At 62.0% G+C, this 22,814-nt stretch carries 22 protein-coding genes and 2 pseudogenes; 9 read left to right on the forward strand and 15 right to left on the reverse strand.

What is annotated here, in order from left to right; genetic code table 11:
- Positions 1-233 precede the first annotated feature (233 nt).
- Complete coding sequence (locus KUO17_RS18045; RefSeq protein ID WP_217976890.1) at positions 234-998, reverse strand: hypothetical protein; 765 nt, start codon at positions 996-998, stop codon at positions 234-236.
- Positions 999-1,607: 609 nt separating this feature from the next.
- Between KUO17_RS18045 and KUO17_RS18050 the strand changes: the two genes are divergently transcribed.
- Positions 1,608-2,087, forward strand: coding sequence for a P-loop NTPase family protein (locus KUO17_RS18050; protein WP_341869631.1), 480 nt, complete (start codon positions 1,608-1,610; stop codon positions 2,085-2,087).
- Between the two features lie 106 nt (positions 2,088-2,193).
- On the opposite strand, the gene KUO17_RS18055 is transcribed toward KUO17_RS18050, so the two are convergent.
- The 5 genes from KUO17_RS18055 to KUO17_RS18075 all read right to left on the reverse strand — a co-directional run bounded on the left by KUO17_RS18055 (position 2,194) and on the right by KUO17_RS18075 (position 8,897).
- On the reverse strand, positions 2,194-2,706 hold the full coding sequence (locus KUO17_RS18055) for a flavin reductase family protein (protein ID WP_217976891.1): 513 nt from the start codon (positions 2,704-2,706) through the stop codon (positions 2,194-2,196).
- Between the two features lie 99 nt (positions 2,707-2,805).
- Positions 2,806-3,834, reverse strand: coding sequence for a methionine synthase (locus tag KUO17_RS18060; protein ID WP_217976892.1), 1,029 nt, complete (start codon positions 3,832-3,834; stop codon positions 2,806-2,808).
- 27 nt (positions 3,835-3,861) lie between these two features.
- The gene (locus tag KUO17_RS18065) at positions 3,862-4,845 is read right to left on the reverse strand and encodes a DUF1852 domain-containing protein (RefSeq protein WP_217976893.1); all 984 of its coding nucleotides are present in this window, start codon (positions 4,843-4,845) and stop codon (positions 3,862-3,864) included.
- A gap of 256 nt (positions 4,846-5,101) precedes the next feature.
- A complete protein-coding gene (locus tag KUO17_RS18070) occupies positions 5,102-7,567 on the reverse strand; it encodes a PAS domain-containing protein (RefSeq protein WP_217976937.1) in 2,466 nt (821 codons plus the stop codon).
- A 145-nt stretch (positions 7,568-7,712) separates the two neighbouring features.
- Positions 7,713-8,897 carry a PBS lyase gene (locus KUO17_RS18075; RefSeq protein WP_341869632.1) on the reverse strand — a complete coding sequence of 395 codons (1,185 nt, stop codon included), beginning with the start codon at positions 8,895-8,897 and terminating at the stop codon, positions 7,713-7,715.
- 296 nt (positions 8,898-9,193) lie between these two features.
- Here KUO17_RS18075 and KUO17_RS18080 point away from each other — a divergent pair.
- Positions 9,194-9,289 (forward strand): annotated as a pseudogene (locus KUO17_RS18080) (AAA family ATPase); the annotation flags it as partial.
- A 151-nt stretch (positions 9,290-9,440) separates the two neighbouring features.
- Positions 9,441-10,889, forward strand: coding sequence for a PucR family transcriptional regulator (locus tag KUO17_RS18085; RefSeq protein ID WP_217976895.1), 1,449 nt, complete (start codon positions 9,441-9,443; stop codon positions 10,887-10,889).
- Positions 10,890-10,947: 58 nt separating this feature from the next.
- Here the strand turns inward: KUO17_RS18085 and KUO17_RS18090 are convergent, their stop codons facing one another.
- From KUO17_RS18090 to KUO17_RS18105, 4 genes are all read right to left on the reverse strand, one after another.
- Complete coding sequence (locus KUO17_RS18090) at positions 10,948-12,459, reverse strand: CoA-acylating methylmalonate-semialdehyde dehydrogenase (RefSeq protein WP_217976896.1); 1,512 nt, start codon at positions 12,457-12,459, stop codon at positions 10,948-10,950.
- Positions 12,460-12,520: 61 nt separating this feature from the next.
- Entirely contained in the window at positions 12,521-12,871 is a 351-nt protein-coding gene (locus KUO17_RS18095) for a cupin domain-containing protein (protein ID WP_217976897.1), read from the reverse strand.
- 12 nt (positions 12,872-12,883) lie between these two features.
- Positions 12,884-14,266 carry an NAD(P)/FAD-dependent oxidoreductase gene (locus KUO17_RS18100; RefSeq protein ID WP_255263657.1) on the reverse strand — a complete coding sequence of 461 codons (1,383 nt, stop codon included), beginning with the start codon at positions 14,264-14,266 and terminating at the stop codon, positions 12,884-12,886.
- A 59-nt stretch (positions 14,267-14,325) separates the two neighbouring features.
- The gene (locus KUO17_RS18105) at positions 14,326-15,723 is read right to left on the reverse strand and encodes an amino acid permease (RefSeq protein ID WP_217976898.1); all 1,398 of its coding nucleotides are present in this window, start codon (positions 15,721-15,723) and stop codon (positions 14,326-14,328) included.
- 227 nt (positions 15,724-15,950) lie between these two features.
- Between KUO17_RS18105 and KUO17_RS18110 the strand changes: the two genes are divergently transcribed.
- A complete protein-coding gene (locus KUO17_RS18110; protein ID WP_217976899.1) occupies positions 15,951-16,757 on the forward strand; it encodes a hypothetical protein in 807 nt (268 codons plus the stop codon).
- Here KUO17_RS18110 and KUO17_RS18115 read toward each other — a convergent pair.
- The 3 genes from KUO17_RS18115 to KUO17_RS18125 form a co-directional block, all read right to left on the reverse strand.
- Complete coding sequence (locus KUO17_RS18115; RefSeq protein ID WP_217976900.1) at positions 16,741-17,466, reverse strand: transporter substrate-binding domain-containing protein; 726 nt, start codon at positions 17,464-17,466, stop codon at positions 16,741-16,743. The two genes, KUO17_RS18110 and KUO17_RS18115, sit on opposite strands and share 17 nt — an antisense overlap.
- 73 nt (positions 17,467-17,539) lie before the next feature.
- Complete coding sequence (locus KUO17_RS18120; RefSeq protein WP_217976901.1) at positions 17,540-18,325, reverse strand: 2-keto-4-pentenoate hydratase; 786 nt, start codon at positions 18,323-18,325, stop codon at positions 17,540-17,542.
- 7 nt (positions 18,326-18,332) lie between these two features.
- On the reverse strand, positions 18,333-19,256 hold the full coding sequence (locus KUO17_RS18125; protein WP_217976902.1) for an NAD(P)-dependent oxidoreductase: 924 nt from the start codon (positions 19,254-19,256) through the stop codon (positions 18,333-18,335).
- A 112-nt stretch (positions 19,257-19,368) separates the two neighbouring features.
- On the opposite strand from KUO17_RS18125, the gene KUO17_RS18130 reads away from it, so the two are divergent.
- Positions 19,369-20,265, forward strand: coding sequence for a LysR family transcriptional regulator (locus KUO17_RS18130; protein WP_217976903.1), 897 nt, complete (start codon positions 19,369-19,371; stop codon positions 20,263-20,265).
- On the opposite strand, the gene KUO17_RS26745 is transcribed toward KUO17_RS18130, so the two are convergent.
- On the reverse strand, positions 20,262-20,453 hold the full coding sequence (locus tag KUO17_RS26745; RefSeq protein WP_255263658.1) for a bestrophin-like domain: 192 nt from the start codon (positions 20,451-20,453) through the stop codon (positions 20,262-20,264). The two genes, KUO17_RS18130 and KUO17_RS26745, sit on opposite strands and share 4 nt — an antisense overlap.
- Positions 20,450-20,803, reverse strand: a complete 354-nt coding sequence (locus KUO17_RS18135) for a bestrophin-like domain (RefSeq protein WP_255263659.1) — start codon at positions 20,801-20,803, stop codon at positions 20,450-20,452. The genes KUO17_RS26745 and KUO17_RS18135 overlap by 4 nt, the downstream gene beginning before the upstream one ends.
- 87 nt (positions 20,804-20,890) lie before the next feature.
- Here KUO17_RS18135 and KUO17_RS26750 point away from each other — a divergent pair.
- From KUO17_RS26750 to KUO17_RS18150, 4 genes and pseudogenes are all read left to right on the forward strand, one after another.
- Positions 20,891-20,977, forward strand: a pseudogene (locus KUO17_RS26750) (hypothetical protein); the annotation flags it as partial.
- An 86-nt stretch (positions 20,978-21,063) separates the two neighbouring features.
- A complete protein-coding gene (locus tag KUO17_RS18140) occupies positions 21,064-21,300 on the forward strand; it encodes a hypothetical protein (protein WP_217976904.1) in 237 nt (78 codons plus the stop codon).
- Positions 21,301-21,303: 3 nt separating this feature from the next.
- Entirely contained in the window at positions 21,304-21,681 is a 378-nt protein-coding gene (locus KUO17_RS18145; RefSeq protein ID WP_217976905.1) for a hypothetical protein, read from the forward strand.
- A 316-nt stretch (positions 21,682-21,997) separates the two neighbouring features.
- Positions 21,998-22,783, forward strand: a complete 786-nt coding sequence (locus KUO17_RS18150; RefSeq protein WP_255263660.1) for a YncE family protein — start codon at positions 21,998-22,000, stop codon at positions 22,781-22,783.
- Positions 22,784-22,814 lie beyond the last annotated feature (31 nt).

The following is a 22,814-nucleotide window of genomic DNA, read 5'->3' on the forward strand; positions in this document are numbered from 1 at the left end:
TTGATCGGAGAATCCGTAGGCATCAGATTCGCATTTGAGGGCTGGCAGCCGCCTTCCCTCATTTCCACTTTTTTAGATTTTCGTACCATATGATAAGGGCGATGGTGTCCACGTATTTTTTAAGTGGAGAACATCGCCCTTATTGCAGGGGTCGGGTAGGTGACTTCGCCGGACGGTTACGCCTGTTCTACCTAAATACCTTGAAAGGGCTGCATCTAACTCGCAGCCAAAAGCTAGGACAAATCAGCGACAGGGCTGACGCTACTGTCTCGTTCTGCGGTGCTCAACACCGCCGGTAGCTGCTGCTCGACAGGTAACTCGGCGGTCTTATCAAGAAGTTCAGCCAAGTCGAAAACGGCCATTTCGACATAGCGTTTTATGCACATCCGCTCATAGGAAACGCTGCGAATACCGTCCAGTACCAGCCAGTTCAAGAACAGTGCGCCCATACCCAGCACCACGATCACCGAGCCCTTGCCCCATGTGAACAAAGGCGTGGCTTTAATAATTTCCGTGCACAACGCGATCATCAGCGCGATCAGAGAGGCGAAACTCAGGTTCTGGGATAAAGCAGGCCTGGCGGGTTTTCCGGTCAGGCCAGCATAAGCTGACAACTCGCGTAGTTTCTCAACCGTGTAGCCCTCCTTGCGCAATCCCTCCAGAAAGAAGGCATAACAAAGGGTGTTTTCCCTTTCTAGGCTCGGCTGGTGGTCAATCGCGTGATCTGCAAACTGCTGCGGGTAAACCATGCGCAATGCTTTAAGGCGCGTGACATAGAGCAGAAGAGCCCAAGGAGCCAGTGCCATGTAGGTGTAAGGAATCAGCGTAAGGTTCTTGATGCCGAACATTGCGAACACAAAAAGCAATGCGGTTGACCCTATCGCTGACCACATTGGCCATAACTTGCGAGCATTGTTGAGTTTAAATATGTGTTTATTGGGTTGTTTACGACTGATTTTATAAAGGGCCTCGAGTTGAGCCCATTCCTTGAGTTTCATTATCCATCCTTATTTTCAAAGTCGTGATAACCGAGCGATACAACGTTGCCCGCAATTGCCACTGCTGACAACCCACAGCCAAAAAAGACGATCGAAAGGCGACAGATTTATTTTTCTATCACTATCCGATTTTGGCCGATATCCGCCCTTCGCGAACGGCCGCAATGGGTCGTAAGCGGCCTTCCAAAGGCCGCATACGACCAGAATCTCTAGCTGCCGCAACAGGCAGCAACGTATTGGTCAGCCTCAAGCACCGGCCACCCTGCACGCCTTAAGCCTTTGAATTCAAAAGCAAGCAAGATCGTCAAAGTGAATGCAATCAGCACTCAGACGGTAACCCTTCATCCTGCCCTCAGCCAGAAACTTGAATCCCCACCCCAACCCCGTTAACCTTGCGCAGTCGCTGTAAATCCAGTGACCGGGTTTAGCAGCCTGTCAAAAAATCAAGGTGCACAAAGCGCCCGTTCCTCGTTCAACTGGCGCTTTTTTATCGCCCGTTGTCTCGTGTTATGGCGGTTGTGCGTGGGGCGCACTCGTGCGCGCCGGGTTCCTTGATCCCTGGTCTGCTAACCCGCGTACAGCTGCCACCCTTTCGTTTAGCAGCGATGAGTGACAGCTCCACCGATCAAGGAGCAGGATGACTTCTACTGGCTGCCCACCAATCCGCCCTTCTCGGTCAAGCGGCCGCCCAATGAGCGCGTGTGCATGATCGAGCAAGCACTCGGTGACGACGACTGGGTGCTGACCGGTTCGTGCAATGGCTGGGGGGAAGCGTTGATTGCCAAGGCCGACCTGATCGTGTTTGTTGAAACGCCAACTACCGTGCGCCTTGAACGGCTGGCCGCCCGTGAGCAGGCACGCTTTGGCGATCGGATCGCCCCCGGTGGCGACATGCATGACATACATGTCGCTTTTCGCGCGTGGGCCTCGGAGTATGACAATCCGGCGTTTTCCGGGCGCAACAGAGCACGACACGAAGTGTGGATATCAGAACAGACCCTGCCGCTGAGAATAATTGACGGAACGCGCAGCATTGAAGAAATGGCCGCGGGTGTCATGCATGCCGTAGTGAAACAGCTAGATTGGTGACCACCTTGACCCCATGATGACGCCCTGCGGCTTGTGGGCCATTGCCGGGGAATCGCCGCTGAGGCTTCATGCCAATCCCTGGGTGCTGGCTTCGCTTGGTCGATCATCAGCAGTTCGCGCCATGCGCGGCCAGGTTGCAATACCGCCCTTTGAAATACAGCAATGGCTGCGCGGTGTCCGCTGCCTGCAGGCTTAACGCTTTCACTTCACCAATCACGATCAGGTGATCGCCTGCGGCGTGTTCTGCGTGAATTTCGCAATCGAGCCAGTGCAGGCTGCCGGCAATGAGCGGATTACCCAGCGGCGAACGCTGCCATTCGACGCCGTGCCACTTGTCTGTGCCTCGCCGGGCGAACTGGTTGGAAATCCCGACCTGCGCACCCGACAGGATGTTGACTGCGAATCGGCCTGCCTGGCGAATTCCGGGATAGCTGGCCGAGTTGCACATCACGCTGAAAGACACCAGCGGCGGGCTCATCGACACGCTATGGAATGACTGGCACGTGAAGCCAATCGGCTCGTCATCACTGAGTGATGTAATGACCGTAATACCGGAGGCGTAGTGCCCGAGCGCCTCGCGAAAGCGCAAAGGCTCGATGGCAGTACCTGGAAGTGACATGGCAAATCCTGACTAATGAGGGCGGCCCGAACGTGTTGGGAACTGTTCAATCTGCTGCGTCCATCGTTCCCATATGCCACTTGCGGGTGGGGCTCGGCACTACTGCTGAAGTTCTCTTCGAACGATGTCTGCGCCTGCACTCAGCGCCTGCAACTTGCCGCTTGCCACACGACGCGGCAAGGGCGCCATGCCACAGTTGGTGCAAGGGTAGAGCTTTTCGGCATCGACGAACTGAAGGGCTTTGCGCAAGGTATTGGCCACTTCCTCTGGCGTTTCGATGCTGTGGCTTGCCACGTCAATGGCCCCTACCATCACTTTCTTGCCGCGAATGAGTTCGAGGAGCTCCATGGGCACGTGAGAGTTGTGACACTCCAGCGAAATGATGTCGATACTGGATTTTTGCAGCGAGGGGAAAGCCTCTTCATACTGCCGCCACTGCGACCCCAGCGTCTTCTTCCAATCGGTATTGGCCTTGATGCCGTAGCCGTAGCAAATATGCACAGCCGTTTCACATTTAAGCCCTTCGACTGCTCTTTCCAGGGCGGCAACGCCCCACTCATTTACCTCATCGAAGAATACGTTGAAGGCCGGCTCATCGAACTGAATGATATCGACACCTGCAGCTTCTAGCTCCCTGGCTTCCTGATTGAGAATCCTGGCGAATTCCCACGCCAGTTTCTCGCGGCTTTTATAGTGTTTGTCAGACAGCGTATCGATCATCGTCATGGGGCCAGGCAGCGCCCATTTGATGGGTTGGCTGGTTTGCTGACGCAGGAACCTGGCGTCTTCAACAAACACCGGTTTCTGGCGCGCCACAGCCCCTACCACCGTCGGTACGCTCGCTTCATAGCGATCACGAATCCTGACGACTTCACGCTTCTCGAAATCAACCCCGCTGAGGTGTTCGATAAACGTGGTGACGAAGTGTTGGCGCGTTTGCTCACCGTCGCTGACAATGTCGATGCCTGCCTGCTGTTGTTCTTGCAACGACAAACGCAATGCATCGTGTTTGCCCTCGATCAACTCATCGCCTTCTAATTTCCATGGCGACCAGAGCGTCTCGGGTTGTGCAAGCCAGGCGGGTTTAGGCAAGCTGCCGGCCGTTGAGGTGGGTAGCAATTTTTTCATGAGGGTTGGCCTTGTGTCGTCGAGTGGTCAAAACGCGTGATTGGCGGACCACTGCTCAAGCATGGCGTGGTAGGGCTTGATGAAGTGCTCTTCGGCAAACTTCCCTTGGTCGATAGCCAGCCGACTACGTTCTTCTCGGTCATAAACAATTCGAGTCAATGAATAGTCCTGATGCTTCAGGCTTGGCTGATAGGACCTTCCTGCGGCAGAGTTCGCGTTGTAGATCTCCGGCCGGTAAATCTTCTGGAAGGTATCCATCGTGCTGATGGTGCTGATGAGTTCAAGGGGGGTGTAGTCACCCAGCAAGTCACCGGCAAAATAGAACGCCAACGGTGCCACACTGTTTGAAGGCATGAAATAACGAACCTTCAACCCCATTTTCCTGAAGTATTCATCGGTGAGCGAATACTCATCCTGCTGGTACTCGACGCCCAATACGGGATGCTGGTTTTCAGTCCGTGTGTACGTCCTGCTGCTCGACACGCTCAGGCAAATCACCGGCGGCTTGTTGAAGTGCTGCTTGTAGGCACTTGAGTTCACGAAGCATTTGAAGAGCTTGCCGTGCAGCTCCCCGAAACCATCGGGCGTGCTGAAGCAGGGCTGGTTCTTGTTGTGCCCGAGCAACAGCACGCTGAAGTCATAATCTCGGACATAAGAAGAGAAATTGTTCCCGACGATACCATCGATGCGCTCGTTGGTTTTGCGGTCAATCACCGTCGTTTTCAATACTTCAATCAAGGGCAGCGCAGTGTCATCGCTGTTGGCATCAATCGCCATCTCGACCGTAATGATTTCAAGCTGTACAGCGTAGCGATCGCCCTTGGGGTTGTCCCAATGCGCCAACGCGTTGAAGCGGTTGTCGATCATGCTCAACGTATTGCGCAAGTTCTCCTGGCGGCGGCTGCCTCTGGCCAGGTTGGCAAAGTTGGTGGTGATGCGCGTAGTGTCCGATGGGCGATAGTGTTCATCGAAACAGATGCGTTTAATCGCAAATGTAAATTCGTTGCTCATTGTGATCTTGCACCCTGATCCTTGAAGTGGACACGCTTCCTGATTTTCTGTTGTAGCGTTTGACTCGTCAGGTTCTTGCACGGTCAGTCAGCAAAGGAAGCGTCAATGAGGGTGATTGTCGGGGTCAGGCGATCATGCGGCAAACTCATTTTTCTTGCGCACAACTGTAATTTTTTTCATGTTGAATGCCGTGGTACGGGCAAAGGCTTCGCCACCATTGCACTGCAGGTCAGACGTGAACGGCTTCCCACTGCGCCTAGGCACTCATCAACTCACGCACCCGCGCCGCCAGCGTATCGACCGCAAAGGGCTTGATCAGCACATGCATACCGGGCTCCAGATGCCCGTCACCGAGTGCTGCGCTTTCGGCATACCCCGTGATGAAGAACGTCTTGAGCCCCGGCCGTAGCTGGCGCGCCGCATCCGCCATCTGCCGGCCATTCATGCCGCCCGGCAAGCCGACGTCGGTAATCAGCAGGTCTATGCGCACATCGGAGCGCAGCACGTTCAGCCCGGCCACGCTGTCGGCCGCCTCGATCACGGCATAGCCCAGGTCGGTCAGCACGTCGCTGAGCAACAGGCGAACCGTAGGCTCGTCATCCACCACCAGAATCGTCTCGCCACCTACGGTACAGGCAGCAGCAAGCTCGTTGCCCTGATCCTCACGCGCAACCGCCTCCCCGTGGTAACGCGGCAGATAGATGCACATCGTCGTGCCACTGCCCTCCTCTGACGCGATGCGCACCTGCCCGCCCGACTGCTTGGCAAACCCGTAGATCATCGACAGGCCCAAACCCGTGCCCTGGCCAATCGGCTTGGTGGTGAAGAACGGATCGAACGCCTTGGCCACCACATCGGCCGGCATGCCGGTGCCGGTGTCCGTCACGCACAGGGTCAGGTACTCGCCCTGCGGCAGGTCAAGGGCACGGGCATCCTGCGCGTTCATGCAGTGGTTGGCGGTCTCGATGGTGATTCGCCCGCCGTCCTGCATGGCATCGCGGGAGTTGATGCACAGGTTCAACAGCGCATTCTCGAGCTGGCTGGTGTCTACCCGCGCCGGCCACAGGTCGGCTGAGGTCACCGTCTGCACGTCGATGCTGGGGCCCACCGTGCGCTGGATCAGCTCGATCATGCCCTCCACCAGCGTGCTGATGTTGGTAGGACGGGGATCGAGTGTCTGGCGTCGGGAAAAGGCCAGCAGGCGGTGCGTCAGAGCCGCCGCACGCTTGGCCGCACCCTGCGCGGTCACCAGGTAGCGGTCGACATCGGCCAGACGGCCCTGGGCAATGCGCGTGGCCATCAACTCGAGCGCGCCCGAGATACCCGCCAGCAGGTTGTTGAAGTCGTGGGCCAGGCCACCGGTGAGTTGGCCGACCGCTTCCATTTTCTGGGATTGGCGCAACTTCTCCTCAGCCTGCATCAGCTCGGCGGTGCGCTCGGCCACGCGCTGCTCCAGGGTCTCGTTGAGCGAGCGCAAGGCGGCGGTGGCACGGTCACGCTGCGCCTCGACCGAGCGCCGTTCCTCCACGTCGATCAACACACCCGGGAAGCTCAACGGGGTGCCGTCTTCGGCGTGGTCGACGCGGCCATTGGCCTCGATCCAGTAGTACTTGCCGTCGGCACGCCGCACCCGGTACTGGTAGGCATAGGCGCCGCCCCGGGCGATCACCTCGTCGATGGCTTGCCTGAGCCCTGCGCGGTCCTCCGGGTGCACGGTGGCGATGATCTGTTCCAGGCTGATGCCTTCATGGCCCAGGGCCGGGTCCAGGCCGAAGGCGCGGGCAAACGCCTCATCGACGGTGAAACTGTCGTTGGGCAGGTCCCAGTGCCAGGTGCCAAAGATCGCGCCGGCAGCAAGCGCCAACTGAACGCGCTCGACGTTTTCGCGGGCAATGGTTTCGCTTTCGCGAAGACGCTCCTCGGCGTTGCGGCGCCCCGTCACGTCGCTGAACAGAATGGCGATCTGGCGCGCGGCAGGGTCGCCTACTCGCAACGCCCGTACGTCAAACCAGCGCTGAAAGCTTTTGGCATAGCTTTCAAAGTTGGCGGGGATGCCGGTCTTGGCCACGCCACCATAGGTCTCGAACCAGAACGGCTCCAGGTCTGGCGCGAACGAGGTGACCCACTTGCCGCGCAGGTCCACGCCGGCCTGGCGTTCGAAGGCGGCGTTGGCCTCGACGAAGCAATAGTCGATGGGCTTGTCATCGGCATCGAATTTCACCTGCACGATGGCGAAGGCCGCCTCCACAGTCTCCAGAATGGTCCTGAAGCGTTCCTCGCTCTGGCGCAATGCGGCTTCAGTGCTGCGCATGCGGGTGAGGTCGAGCATGGCACCGATCATGCGGGTGGCCAGGCCAGTGGCATCACGGATCACATGCCCGCGGTCGAGCACCTCGGCGTAGCTCCCGTCTGCGCGGCGAAACCGGTACTCCTCGGTCCAGGCACTGCCGCTGCCATCGATCACGGCGTGGATCGAGGCGTCGACGCGCGCGCGATCGTCGGGGTGGATCTGCGCCATCCACCAGTCGCCGGTCATTTCTATCGAGGCCAGTGGGTAGCCGTACGCCTCTTCCAGCGCATCGTTCCATTGCACCTGGTTGGCGATCAGGTCCCAGTCCCAGATGGCGTCATTGGTGGCTTTGACCGCCAGCCGGTAGCGCGCCTGGCTGCTGGCCAGTGCCGAGCGGTTGGCGTCCCGTTCCAGGGCTGCACGCAAGTGCATGACCTCGGCTTCAAGCTGTTCGCGGGTGAGATTTTTGAACGTTTCGGCCACTTGCGCACCATCGTGTCGCTTGAGGGAGTCTGCACTCGATCAGGTGAGCTTACGCGTCAAATCGGTGCGGTGAAATACGCCTGCGCAAGCGCCCTCACTCAACAATTCGGGCAATGCGCTCGCGTTTGAGGAGGCCTGCGCCTGCCAAGTTCCGAAGTGTTTGCTGCAACGCTGCGCGCTCGCCCCTGGGCGTCACGGGATCGACAATCCGATACTGGCGATCGCACCACTGCTCGACCTGGCCAAGCCAGAACGCCTGCATCACAGGCTCCGCATCCAGCCGCCCCAGCAGGTACGCCAACTGCTGCCAACCCGGTAGCAGATGCAGTATTGCCTGACGGCGCGCGAGCGACAGTGCATGCCAGTGCTGATCCAGCGTGGCGCGCAACCCAGCGTTGAGCGCTGCCCACGGCTGCGGGTGCAGCCGATCGATCACGGCCGCGAACACGCGCTCCGACGGGTCCTCCAGCGCCTCGAAGAGTGCGGGCAGCCGGTGATCCCCCAGCAGCCGTACGGCGCCATGGCGCACGCTGGGCCAGGACGAGTGCAGCGCTTCGGTCAGCCACTGCTCGGCGAGGCCGACGTTCAGCTCTGCGGCCAGGCCGAGCGTACCGAGCCAATCCTGACGTGTGCCGGGCAGGCCCTGATCCAGCCGCTCGGCCAGCACAGCACGCGCATCGACCTCGTGGCGCGGCGCTGCCCAGCGCGCCAGGCTACGGATCGAAGGCGACGCATCGAGCAAGGCGGTGCGCAACACCGGCCTGGCATCGTCGAGCAACGGCAGCAGCGCGCGCAGCACCGCCACACGCACGTTGGCACCGGGTCGGGACATGGCCTGCATCAGCAGTGGCACCGCCTGCGCAACCGGCAAGGCCTGGCAGGCCGACACGGCGGCCAGGCGAACGGTCAGCTCGCGATGGGCCAGGGCGTCACGCAACAGCGCAGGCTCGCCGACGTGGTTTTCCAGCAACAGCGCAAACAGATAGCGCGCCGCTTTACCCTGGCGTGCAAGAAAATGTGCGTAGACCTGGTCGTGTACTTCGCGAGCCTGCAGTACCCCACGTACGGCCAGCAGCGTAGGGCCATGATCGGCCCGCTGGCGCGCAGCCAGTGCGATGAGCCCGTCCAGCGCAAACAGCAACGCGGGGGCCTGAGCCGGTGTCAGATACTGATCAAGGCCCGCTGCGGCCAGCTCGCGCACCTGCGCCACCCAGTCATTCAAGCGTTCGATCAATGCCACCAGGGCTTCGCAAGATCGCTCGCTGCACAGGGCTCGCACTGCGACCTCTCGAACGAAGCCATTTTCGTGGCGGCTGAGTTCGGCCCAGGCTATGTCCTCCCCTGCCCCTGACAGCAGTGCCAGCGCCTTGTTACGCCGATACTCTGCCAATGTGGGCGCAGGCCCGTGGCTCCTGAGCCTGTCCAGCCAGTCTTGCATTGCGTTCACGCTTCAATCCTTCTGTGCGTGGAAGGGTTCACTGTCCAAACATGAGAACACGAAGTGCGCCCGTGCGCCTTTCTCCGACCGCGAAAAACCCGCACAATTGCCGGCTTTTTCCCGACAGGAAGTCCTCCATGCAGCGGATCGTGATTCTGGGCAACGCCGGCAGCGGCAAATCCACGCTCGCCCGCGCGCTGGGCAAGCGCCTGGGTTTGCCCGTGGTGCGCCTGGCCAAGGGGCCGCAGGTGCCGGTGCTGCATCTGCGCGGCAGACGGCAGGTCGATGCGTTTCTTTCGCAGCCCCAACTGCCCCCTGTAGACGTGGTGACCTGCGACGTTAGCCGGTAGCATGGCCACTCAAGAAACGCACAACGGTACCCTTATGCTAACCGTGCAGGACCTGATCGATATCGAGCTGCTCAAGCTGCAGGCAGTGGCAGGCCTGGCCGGTACCAGCCGGCAAATCACCTGGGCGCATACCGTCGATTTGCCCGACCCGTGGCGCTGGGTATCGCCCGGCGACCTGGTGATGACCACAGGGCTGGGCATCCCGCGTGCTGCAAAGGCGCAGACCACCTGGCTCGAACAACTGGTGCAGAGCAATGCCAGCGCCCTGGTGGTTGCCCCCAGGCCAGACGCGCCGCCCCTTTCGCGCAACTTCCTGGAGGCGGCTGATCGCCTGATGTTCCCGGTGCTGCAAGCCAGCTTCGAGCTGGAGTTCGTGAAGCTTTCCCACTACGTGATCGAAAGCGTTCTGCAGGCCCAGCGCGAACGCTTCAATGCCAGCGAGCGCCTGTTCCAGACCTACGCCGAAGCACTGCGCAAAGCCCCCGAAATGGCCGGGCGACTGTCGATCCTGGCGAGCACGCTGAAGCTGAACCTGGCCATCGAGGATGCGGTCAGTGGTGCCTGCATCGTCGACACTGCCCTGACCGATGACAAGGCGCACGAAGGCGTCGAACGCATACCGATTGGTGGCCGTACGCGGGCCAACCTGGTGATGGTGCGCACCGGCAAGCGCACGCAGGATGACGCGATTCTGGTGCGCTCGCTGGTTGGGCTGCTGGGGGTGGAACTGGAACGGCTGCTGATTCACCGCGATCAGCAGCGTGAAGAAGGCGCCGCACTGCTGCGCAGCCTGCTCGACAGTGAGACCGAGCTCACCCTCGCCCGCCCCCTGCTGGAGCGTCGGGGCCTGGTCGGCCCACTGGTGAGCCTGGCGATCCTGCCCGGTTGCAACGGGCCTTGGCCTGCCCAGGAGATACACCAGTCACCCGCCCTGCATCGCGCCAGCCCGCTGTTGCTCAACGACACGCCCCTGCTGTTGGCACTCAGCCAGGATGACAGCGAAACCTTCGCTGCCCTGCGGGGCAATCTGGGGGCTGGCACCGTGATCGGCATCAGCGGCCCCATTGCGGCGGCCACCGGGTTTCGTGAAAGCGTCAGGCAAGCGCGCCTGGCGCTGACCCAGGCCCGGGAAACCGGCGCGCCGCTACTGCGCTACGCAGAAGCCGAGACCGGGCTGATCATGGCCCCCAAATCCCTGGAGGAGGCCCGCGCACTGGTGGGGCGTTACCTGGGCCCGTTGATCGAGCACGACCGCAGCCAGGGCGCCGCCTTGCTGCAGACCCTGATGACGTTCCTCGACAATGACGGCAACTGGAAAGCCGCCGCCTCGGACCTGGGCATACACCGCCAGACGCTGGTCTACCGCCTCAAGCTGGTGGAGCAACTGACCGGGATCAAGCCCACCACCACCCAGGGCATCGCGCGCTTCTGGATTGCGCTGCAGGCCGGCAAGAACACCGAACTGCTGGAGGGCAAACGCTGAATGCACAACGGCCCCGCTGCGTGGGCGGGGCCGTTGTGCGTTCAACTGACCGACGGCGTCAGTTGCTGGTCGGCATGGCGAACTCCGCGCCCTTGGCAATCGACTGCGGCCAGCGCTGCATGATGCTCTTCTGCTTGGTGTAGAAGCGTACGCCCTCTTCGCCATAAGCGTGCATGTCGCCGAACAGGCTCTTCTTCCAGCCGCCAAAACCATGCCAGGCCATCGGCACCGGAATCGGCACGTTGATGCCCACCATGCCGACCTGGATACGACGGCCGAACTCGCGCGCGATGTGACCGTCGCGCGTATAGCAGCTCACGCCGTTGCCGAACTCGTGGTCATTGATCAGTTGCACGGCTTCGGCGAAATCCTTGACGCGGATGCAGGCCAGCACCGGGCCGAAGATTTCCTCCTTGTAGATGCGCATGTCGGGGGTGACGTCGTCGAACAGCGTGCCGCCCATCCAGAAGCCGTCGCCGCAGCCTTCACCGGCCGCCTCACCATTGAACCCACGGCCGTCGACCAACAGCGTCGCCCCTTCCTTGACGCCCTGCTCGATGTAGCCGGTGATGCGCTCATGGGCTGCACGGGTCACGATCGGCCCCATCTCGGCATCGAGGTTGGTGCCATTGAGCACCTTCAGTGCCCGCGTGCGCTCGATCAGTTTCGGCATGACCTTTTCGGCGGTTTCATCCCCCACGAAGACCGCCACGCTGATGGCCATGCAACGCTCGCCTGCCGAGCCGTAGGCTGCACCGATCAACGCATCGACGACCTGGTCGATATCGGCATCGGGCATCACCACCAGATGGTTCTTGGCGCCACCCAGGGCCTGGACGCGCTTGCCGTGGCGCGCGCCGGTTTCGTAGATGTGGTTGGCGATGGGCGTGGAGCCGACAAACGAAATCGCCTGCACATCGGGGTGTTCGAGCAGCGCGCTGACCGCCTCCTTGTCACCCTGCACGACGTTGAACACGCCGTCCGGCAGGCCCGCCTGCTTGAGCAGCTCGGCAATGTACAGGCTCGGGCTGGGGTCCAGGGGGCTGGGCTTGAGCACGAAGGTGTTACCGGTGGCCAATGCCACCGGGAACATCCACATCGGCACCATCACCGGGAAGTTGAACGGCGTCACGCCCGCCACCACGCCCAGCGGCTGACGCAAGGTCCAGTTGTCTATATTGGTGCTGACCTGATCGGTGAAATCGGTCTTGAGCAGTTGCGGCGCGCCACAGGCGAACTCGACCACCTCGATGCCACGCATCACCTCGCCCTGCGCATCGGTGAACACCTTGCCATGCTCGGCGGTGATCAGCCGGGCCAGGTCGTCACGGTGCTCGTTGAGCAGCGCCAGGAAACGGTTGAGCACGCGCGAACGGCGCAGCGGCGACAGGTTGCTCCAGGCCGGGAACGCGGCCTTGGCAGACGCCACGGCGGCGTCCACGTCTGCATGGCTGGCCAGTTGCACCTGGCCGGTGACCACACCGGTGGCCGGGTTGTACACCGGCAGTTGCTGGCCGCTGGTAGCCTGCGTCGCAGCGCCAGAGATCCAGTTTACGATGGTAGTTGTCATTGGAATCTTCTCGTTCATGGGTAGCTTGATGATGAGTCGTACGGTGGCTGCCAGGCGTGGCTCAGTAGATCGCGTAGACCTTCCTGACCTTCTCCAGCACATCCCAGCGCCCGGTCCAGCCGGGTGGCAGGATGATCAGGTCACCCCCTGTGACGTCCACCGCTTCACCGGTCGCGTCATCGGTCAGCACAGCGCGGCCACTGATGATGTAGGTGAACTCGGTGTCGGGCCGGTTGACCACCGGCCAGCCGCCGGGCTCGCACTCCCAGACCCCCAGGTTGCCCGTCGCACCCGGTGCCAGTGTCTGGATCGCGATCTGTGGATCGCCTTTGTCAGCGCCGGCACGTTGGCCGGCAGGGTTCAACGGCAGCGACGCGATGGCGGCGGCCTTGATAATCGTGAATGTTGTCACGGCATACTCCTGTTAATGCGCACCGGTCAGTTTCTCGAGCAGCATCGCGGTGCGAGAGGGACGATGGGTGATGCGCTCTTCGATATCACTCAGCGAAGCGGCTGCAAGGCCACTGTTCACGCCGAGCCAGCGCAGCGGCTCCGGCTCCCACGGCGGGGAGCGATGATTGACGAAGGGCAGCGCGTTGATGTCTTCGTCCTGTTCAAGGATCAGGTTGCGCAGCAGGCGGCCCGCCAGGTTGCTGGTGGCGACACCGTCACCGACATAGTTGCCGGCCCAGGCGATACGGTTCTTGCGATCGATGCTCACGGTCGGGCACCAGTCACGCGAAACCCCCAGTGCGCCACCCCAGCGGTGGGTGATACGTGCGTCGGCCAGGGCGGGGAAAAACTCCACCATCGCTGCGTGAATCTTGTGGTGCACGTTGTCCACCAGGTCGGCTTGCTCGGATATGCGCGAGCCCCACTGATAGGGTGCACCGCGGCCGCCGAACACCAGCCGGCCTTCTGCAGTGACCTGCCCGTACACGCGCAGGTGGCGCATGTCGTTGAACGCCAGGCGATGATCGAGTTTGAGCCGGGTGAGCAGCTCGCGCGGTAGCGGCTCGGTGGCCAGCACCAGCGAATACAGCGGGATGACGAAGCGCGAATAACCGGGCTGCTGCGAGGTGAAGGCCTCGGTGGCGCGCACCGTGAACTCGGCGCGCACCGAACCGTGCGCCGTTTGCACGTGCCCCGGTACATGCTCGGTCACTGCCGACTGCTCGTAGATTCTGGCGCCCATCTGCTCGACCAGCCGGGCCAGACCACGCACCAGCTTGCCGGGGTGAATCAGCGCGCAATGCTCGGTGTACAGCCCGCCCACTGCACCCTGTGCGCCCACCCTGGCGCTGGCCTGGGCTGCATCCAGGGCCTGCCACTGCTGCGGCAGCCCAAAACGCGCCGACGCCTCCACTGTGGCCCGAACCCGCGCCAGTTGCGGTGCGCTGCGGGCCAGCGAAAGAAAGCCCTGCTTGGCGTAGTCCGCCTCGACGCCCTCCAGCGCGAGCACCCGACCGATTTCATCGACCGTGTCGTTCATCGCAGCCTGCAGGTGCAAGGCGGCGTTGTGCGAGTACATCTGCGCCACCCTGGGCAGGGAAATCGGGAAGATGGCCGACGCCCAGCCACCATTGCGCCCCGAGGCGCCGAAGCCGACCTGATGCTTCTCGAGCAATACCACGCGCAGTGACGGGTCTTGCTTGAGCAGGTAGTACGCGGTCCACAGGCCCGTGTACCCCGCGCCGATGATCACCACATCGGCCTGCACGCTCGCCTGCAGGCGCTCGCGCGGTGGGCCGGGTTCGAACCACAGCGGCCTGTTGGGTAACTGAGTCAATTCACGTTTTGCTGACATGCTGATGGCTTCCCATTGACGACCCTGAACAGGGGTTGTGTCTGATACGGCGCGGCGGGCTAGGTGCTGCTCGCAGGCCCGGTCTTGACCTCGGTGCGGCGACCCGCGCGGGATACGCGCAGCAGCACGTAGGAGGCGGCGATCACGGCAATGGCGAGCAGGCATTGCACAAGGCTGACCTGCATGGTGGGGTCGAAGGCCATGCTGACGAGTACCGCCAGGATCGAGGCCGTGACCAGCAGCGGCAGCCACGGGTGGCCCCACATGGCGAACTTCAGCGACCCCTCCTGCACCCACTTGCGGCGCAATTTGATTTGCGACAGGCAGATCACCAGATAGACGAACAGGAACACCGTGCCGGATGAATTGATCAGGAACTGGAACACCGTATCGGGCCATACCGCGGCAATGACCACGCAGCCGTAGCCCACCAGCGTCGAGGCAATCACCCCACGCACCGGCACGCCCCTGCTGCTGACCGCGGCGATCCAGCGTGGCGCCTCATCGTTGGAGGCCAGCACGTAGAGCAGTCGCGACGAGGTGTACAGCCCTGCGTTCAATACCGACAGCACCGCCACCAGGATCACCAGGGTGAGCATGTCGCCCGCACCGGGGATGCCCATATGTTCCAGCGTGGTCACGAAAGGCGACTTGCCGGGGGTGATCTCGGTCCAGGGCTGGGCGATCACGATGAAAAAGGTCGCCAGCACGAAGAACACCAGGATGCGCACCATCACGGTGTTGACGGCCTTGCGGATGTTGCGCGAAGGGTCCTCGGACTCGGCCGCCGCCAGGGTGGCCACCTCCACGCCGGTCATGGAGAAGATCACCACCACCACACCGGTGAACAGCGACGACACGCCATGGGGCAGGAAGCCGCCATGCGCGGTCAGGTTGCTGAAGCTTGCGTTCGAGCCGGGCCAGAGGTTGAAGACATAGGCGCCGGTCACCAGCAGAAACACCACGATGGCGACGACCTTGATGCCGGCAAACCAGTACTCGGCCTCGCCGAAGGAGTGCACCGACATCAGGTTGAGCAAGGTCATGCCCACCATCAGCCCCAGGGCGATGACCCACACCGGCAGGTCCGGGAACCAGCCATTGATGATCTGGCCGCCCACCACCGCTTCGAAGCCGACCACGATGACCCAGAAGTACCAGTACAGCCAACCGGTCATGTAGCCTGCCGGGCGACCGAACGCCATGCGCGCGTAATCGACGAACGAGCCCTTGGCCGGGTGCGCGGCGGCCATCTCGCCGAGCATGCGCATCACCAGCGCGACGATCAGGCCGGTGATGGCGTAGGTAATGAAAGCGCCGGGGCCGGTAGAGGCGATCACGGCACTGGAGCCGACGAACAGCCCCGCACCGATGACACCGCCCAGGGCCAGCATACTGATGTGTCGCGTCTTGAGTGCACGCTTCAAGCGCGGATCGTGCTCCGTCTGAACAGGCATGGCTGTCTCCTCTTGTTTTAGTAATCAACACCGCCTTTCAGAAGGTTATGCACGTGAGGTGCGGGAGAACATCGTCAAAAAACACGCTGCGGGCGCATGGGTTGTACAAATGTATGAAGGCCGCGCATTAAAGTTTGCGCCGCGTGCGCCGTTAAGTGCCTCAATGGAATGCACGTGGCAGCGCAACGCGCACGCGCTGTTTTCGCCCGATCGAAACGGAGAAAATCATGGATGGTGTCAACGGCGCAGGTACGCCCTACAGAACAACCTTGCGAGCGCCACAAGGCGTCGCACAAACGGCGCAGAGCAACGCTGGCAACGGCCCGATTCCCGCTATCGAAGGCCAGGCCACGGTCGGCATCTCGTCACTGGCACACATGCTCAGCGACGCAGCCGCACGCGCGGCGCAGCGGGACGCCAGCACGAGCCGAAATGAGCGGGTAGCCATTGGCGACCGGGCCACCCAAGCGATTCAGAGCCCTGTGTATGAGCAATCCAAGGAAATGCGCGATGCGCAGGTGCCTGACTCGGACGACCCTCAACGGCTGAAGCAGGCTAGCCAGGCAACCGCCTCGCTCAACGGCAAAGGCGAAAATCCGTTCAAGGGCCTGTCCCTGGAGCAACTGGCGTTGATCGAATACGACGAAAGCGGTGCCTTCACCCTCAACGAACGACGCGCCGCCCGAGTGGCCTCACACCAGGCGCAGTCTGACTGGTCCAGGGACGTGTCCAACCAGCTGATGCAGGAATACAACCGCGACGGGCACTTCTCGCCCAAGACCCTGCAGGGCATTCTGGACTACTACAAGAACCTGCCACCGATTCTCGAAGCCCGCCTGGGCGACGACTACGAAGCCAACCTGAACATGCACATCAAGAGCGCGCAATTCGAGGCGTATCAGCACCGCGACCCGTCGCAGTCGGCCGAGGGCAAGGGGCAATTGCCGACGCTGCTCGATCTGTTGTTCGCGCAACTGCGGCGCGACATGCAAGCAGCGGCTCAGACCGAGGCCAAGGCTACGGTGCAACAGTGACCTCAGCCTGACCACTCTGGGCCAGCGCCGCATGAATGAAGCCCTCGGCTTTCTTGCGTTCGACAAACGCGCGTACGTACTGCGCCCCCGCGTCACGCCCGCGTGGCACCGCCATCGCCTGGCGGATCGAGGTGAAGGCATCCTCCAGCACCCGATACCGCAGGTCGGCAGCGGCCACCTGCTGCAACGGTTGGCGTACGCCGGCCGCGGCATCCAGATGGCGCAGCAGAAACAGCTCGACGGCCCCAGCCGAGGTCTCGGCGCGTTCCAGCTGAGCGTGGCGCAAGGTCCGGGACAGGAACAGGTCGTACGCGGCACCCTTGCCCACCGCCAGTTTCAAGCCGGGCTGATCGAGGTCGGCCACCACCCGATAAGGGGCATCACGCTCCACCATGTAGGTGCCCTCGATGATCACATAGGGTTCACTGAAGGCGATCTGTGCTTCGCGCACCGGCTCGATGGCCAGGAACGCGATGTTCCAGGCGCCTTCGTCCAGCGCAGCAAAGACCTTGCCGGCCGCATCGTAAGCACGCATCTGCAACGGTACTCCCAGCTCCTGAGCCAAGGCGTTGGCCAGGGCAACCGATACGCCCTGCAAGCGGCCATCGGCCCCCTGCTGCGCAAGCACCGGGTTGCCAAGATTGATTGCAGCATGCAATACGCCCGCTGGCGCAAGGTCGGCGAGTACCGCCGGCAAGAGACTCGTCATCAGTAACTCCACTTCACGGTTGGGCCTGCTTGATCGGCAGGGTACAGGAAACGCTCGACAACCTTCGTCACTGTCACAGCGTCAGCATCAGCTCCTTGCCGAAATACTCCACCGAAACACGATGCCCTGTGCCCACCAGGTCGAAGGGCTCGCACATGGCACCGGTGGTCACGATATCCCCTGCATGCAGTACCTCGCCGCGCTCGGCGGCGTGGGCGTACAACGCGGCCAGTGACGCCAGCGGGTCCGTTGCGCCATCGCCACTCAGGCCACGGGCGCGCGGCACACCGTCCACGCCTACCACCGCGGTGGCGGCCAGCCTTTCCAGCAACGGCGCATCGATGCCGGCGCACACGTGCTCGCCGATCACCAGCGCTTCAAAGCCGACGTTGTCGGCCACAAAGCTCGGCCAGCCGACACTTTTGCGATCGACAAAGCGCGAGCGCACCACCTCGAAGGTTACGCAGGTAGCGCGAATGTCCTCAGGCCTTGGGCTGCGCCCCGGTTCAGGCTGCACGTCATGCGCGAGCACGAAGGCAACTTCACACTCCAGGGTCACCGGCGTCGGCGCCGGCAGCTGTATGTGCACCCCGCTGCCATGGCAACGTGCGGCGTCCAACTGCCCCACCAGCGCTCGCGACAGCCTGCCGGCGCGCAAGGCAGCCGGGCTGCCGACGCCGAGCTTCCAGCCAACGCGCCGGCCACCGGCCGCCGCGAACAACTGGTCCTGGGCGTCATAGCCCTGGCTCAGGGTTTCGGGTTTGAGGGCCGCAGGCAACGCCTGCAGACGCTCGCCGCTGTGCCAGTGTTGCAGCAGCAAGGCGGCAGTGGATTGAGCGGTGAACAGTGGAAGGGTCATCTGAACCTCAGGTCAAAGGGTGGCTGCAAGCGGGTCCGTCGGCAGCAGGCGTGCTGCGAAACTGTACACCCAGCAGCGCTTCGAACACCTTGATCATGGCGCCCTTGTCCTGGCTGCCATGGCCCTGCAAGAGCGCCGTCTGGTAGGTGGCAGTGGCGGCGGCCAGCACGGGCAGCGGCACGCCCAGCTCGGCACTCAGGTGTGCCGCGTGGCGCATGTCCTTGTAGGCAGCGTGCAAGGGATAGCTGCTGTCGAAGCGGCCGGCCAGGATCTGGGGCAAGAAGTACGTCGAGGCATGGCTGCACCCGGTGCCACTGTTGACCACCGTGGCGATGGCTTGCGCCTCCAGGCCGAGCTTGCACGCCAGGGGCATGATCTCGGCGAGCGCGGCGATGTTGATGTTGTAGAGCATCTGGTTGATCAGCTTGGCCAACTGGCCGGTGCCGACGGGGCCCATGTGAACGATGTTCGACGCCATGGCCTGCAGGTAAGGTCGCATGTCGTCGATCACCTGCTGCGCCCCGCCGCACATGACCGTCAGCGTACCGTCGACGGCGCGCTGCACCATGCCCGAGACAGGTGCATCCATGAAGCGCACGCCCAGCGCAGCCAGCCGGCGCTCGATCGCCAGCGTCTGGGTGTAACCGAGCGTGCTGGTGTCGACCACCGTGCTGCCGGGGCGCATCCACTGGGCCAGGCCTTGCGCGCAAAACAGCACCTGCTCGACCACCTGGTCGTCGGGCAGGCACAGGAACACCGTGTCGCACGCGGCCAACGCCTTGCGGTCGTCGGTGGGGCGAGCCCCCAGGCCCTCGAGCGCCGCATAGGCCCGACCGCTGGCAGAACTCACCTGCAATCCCGGGTACGCAGTGAGCAAGCGGGTGGCCATGGGCAAGCCCATCCGGCCCAGGCCGATAAAGGCAATCGTCATGTGGCGTTCCTTGGCAAATAGGTGTGCGACCTATCCTAGGCACGCCGAGTGATCATTAAAAATACTTTGTTATGATGCGCCGCATCACAAATTGTTATGGAGCGACCCGGCAATGAACCTCAAAGCGCTGCGCTGCTGCGTCGAAATCATTCGCCAGGGCAGCTTTACCAAGGCGGCGCAAAGCCTGCATATCGCCCAGCCGGCGTTGAGCATGGCGGTCACGCGCCTGGAGGAAGAGCTGGGCGTGATGCTGTTCAACCGCATCGGCCGGCGCGTGACCACAACCGCCGAAGGTGAGCGCTACCTGGCACGCGTCGAGTCGGCGCTGCGCGAGCTGGACACTGCCCGCCAGGAGCTGCGCGACATGGTGGACCTGCAGAGCGGTGAGGTTCGGCTGGGCATCCCCCCGATGTTCGGCCTGTACTACCTGCCTACGTTGTTGAGCGCGTTCCGCCAGGCTTACCCCGGCGTTATCATGAGCGTGGCCGAGGGCAGTGCCGACGACATCAGCCAGCGCCTGGAGCGGCGCGAGATCGACCTGGCACTGCTGGAGTCGCGCCGTGTCACCTCCACCTGGGATTCGGTGCTGCTGGGGGAGGACGAAATGGTGCTGTGCATGCACCCGGATCACCCCCTGGCCACCCGCCCTCACCTTGAGGCTGCCGACCTGCACGAGGTCGACATGGCAGTCTTCGACCAGACCTTCCTGCAACGTCACCTGCTGGACGATTTCGTCGCGGCGCGCGGCATCGCCTACCGAACGGCGCTGCAGAGCAACTTCGTCTCGCTGGTGATCCAGGCGGCGCGGGACAAGGTCGGCATCGCCACCTTGCTGCGCTCGGTGCAGCAGTGCACACCGGGCCTGGTGGCCGTGCCTTTTCAGCCCGCGCAGCCGATGAGCTTTCGGCTTTGCTGGCGGCAAGCCGAATACCTGCCACTGGCGACCCGACGCTTCATCGATTTCGTGCAGGCGCGCGGGGCCCTGGGAATGGATACATCGCTGGCCTAGAGCTGCATTTCGGCAAGGGCCCTGCGCAGCGGCTGATCGGAGATCTGTATGGGGCCGTGGAACGGCACATTCATGTCCAGCACCAGATAGACCGAAGCTGCGATCAGCAAGGACGACACGCTGAACATGCCGATGACCATCGGGTTGCGGGGCGCACGGTAGCCGAAGCTTGCGAAGATCAGCGTCATCCAGGCGACCAAATGGAGCCTTCCGACTGCTCGACCGGGGAGTGATACTGCTGGCGGATATCCTGTGTGGCTTCGCCGTAGGCCCGCAGCGACCGATCGAAAATGATGAGGCTGGTGGCGTAGGCGTGCACGCTGGCATCGATGGATTCGAAGGTGTTCTTGGCGGAGTTGATCATCAGGCCGAAGACCAGCGAGGTCATGACGACGAAGATATTGGCCACCAGCCGCACCACGGTATTGGTGTCTTCATCTCGATGGCGTGCGGCGAGTTTGGGGTACCAGTGCATCATCACAAGCGAGGCCGACAGCAGGCATCCGAAAATGGCCAGCACGATCCAGATTGAACCCATTGGCTTGACTCCTGGTGCAGATGCCTGGGGCGAACGTCGCCTGGTTTGTCATGCAGAATAGACGACGCTGCGCGTGCGCCGCGCCTTGCCGGCTACCACCTGTACTACCCCAACCGCCGTGAACACTCCTCGGCGTTCGGGGTCGTGGTGGATGCGTTGCGTTACAGCCGCTGAAACGTTGGCTGGCAACTTTCCAGCAGCCCCGCGACCCTTTATCCTGCGCCCCCTTGCCCGCTGCACTCTTTGAGGTCGAGACGCCCATGATTCACGAACTCTGGCTGGCACCCGACGATTGCCAGACGTTCTGCCTGGCTGGCCCTCGCGGTGATAGCGCCCGGGCGCTGCTGCACGCTGATGCGAAACGCGTCTGGCAGGTCCAAGCCTCGAGCTATTTTGATGCAATGACCCAGTACTACGCGTACATGGGGTGGGGCGTCTACCGGTCGGCTTTTGCGGAGCAAGACCGGCAGCCCTATACAGATACAGACGTGAGGTGACCGGTGAAAAACAACTATTCCTTCAAGCTGCTTGCCAACCGGGAACACTGTTCGCAACCCCACAAGAGCGCGCTGTTTCTTGCAATGCTCAACGTCACTGACCAGGCACAATCCACTCACCCAATCGCAACGCTCGACGAACTGGAACACCAGCTACCTGCCGGCCAATACTGTATCGCCCACAACGTTGTTTCGCGCAAAGGGAAGACGGTTTACCTTGACGGCGAAATGGTTATCGCGCCGAAAGATGACCTGATCATGTTCTTGAAAAAATCATCTGACATCAATGATCTCAGGGACTTTTTGATCGCCCCGACATTTTGTGACGCGCCAACATTCGTCGTGTCGCTCTACGAGGAATCACTCCATCTCTATCGGTAGTTGGCGTATCGTCCATGGCGCACCTGCCCGTCGAAATGGCGCAGAAGATTGCCCCCCTTCCCGACCTGGGCAGCGACGATGCGTTCAACCGCTTTCCTGCAACTTGACCAGACTTTATCCTGTGCCGCTTCACATGCTGGCCTAGGAAGTTCCAATGTACATAGACGTACCCCGCCGCCTGGTGTTCCTTGACAAGAAAGACACCGCTCGCCCACCCTGCCTGGTCCAGTACCACCCGGACACAGGTGTTCTGAGCCGACCCGCCTTCGCCCAACCCGATGATCGAATCTGGGACATCGCCCACGACGGCCACCGCATGGCCCTGAGCGCGGTAGAGTGGCTGGTGGTCCGTGGCGCCAGCCGCTCGCGGCTGAGTTTCCTCCAGGGTGACAACGCGCTGCATGCAACCCATAAGTACCTGTCGTTCTGGTCGCGCTTCGATCGCAGTGGTCGCTATGCGCTGGTCAGTGTGTTCAATGGAAAAAAACGCCCCGTCATCATCGACCTGCAAACCGGCGAGCACAGCGAGCCGATCGCACGTGACCTGGATGCGCGCTTCGGCTGCATCGATCCGTTGGATGGCAAGCTATGGGTCCCCGACGAACGTGCCCGCAACCGAGTGCTTACGGTTGATTGCGCCAGCGGGGAAATCAACAGGCTGACGGTGCCAATCGACGCCAAAGTCCAACGCCTGCGGTTTTCCCGTGACGGCCAGCATGTGTTTGTCGCAGGGAAAAACAACCGGCTGATATGCTGCGATCGCGACGGCGCAACGGTGTGGTCCAAGGACATAAGCGAACATGGTCACGTGGGTGCAGGCACGATGCTGTTCAATGAATCGGGCAGTCACTTGTGCCTGCCGATATCGCAGACGCAGCGCTGCAACTGGGGTGAGGACATGATCATTGCGGCGGACACCGGGCGAACCGAGAACATGATTCTGCGCCACAAAGGCCCGCCTGGTCGCCTGGCCGCCGACTGGTTTGGCGATCATCTGTTGACCTATAGCGCCGAGATAGTGGATTTTTTCACCGGCGCCGTGGTGGACCGGTTGGACCTGCGCAGTGTAATGCCTGCCGAAGAGCACAAGACCGTCAGCTAAGCTGGAAAGAAACCTCGTCTGCCCCACTCCC

Origin of the sequence: Pseudomonas aegrilactucae (assembly GCF_019168305.1) — a bacterium.
Lineage (GTDB): Bacteria > Pseudomonadota > Gammaproteobacteria > Pseudomonadales > Pseudomonadaceae > Aquipseudomonas > Aquipseudomonas aegrilactucae.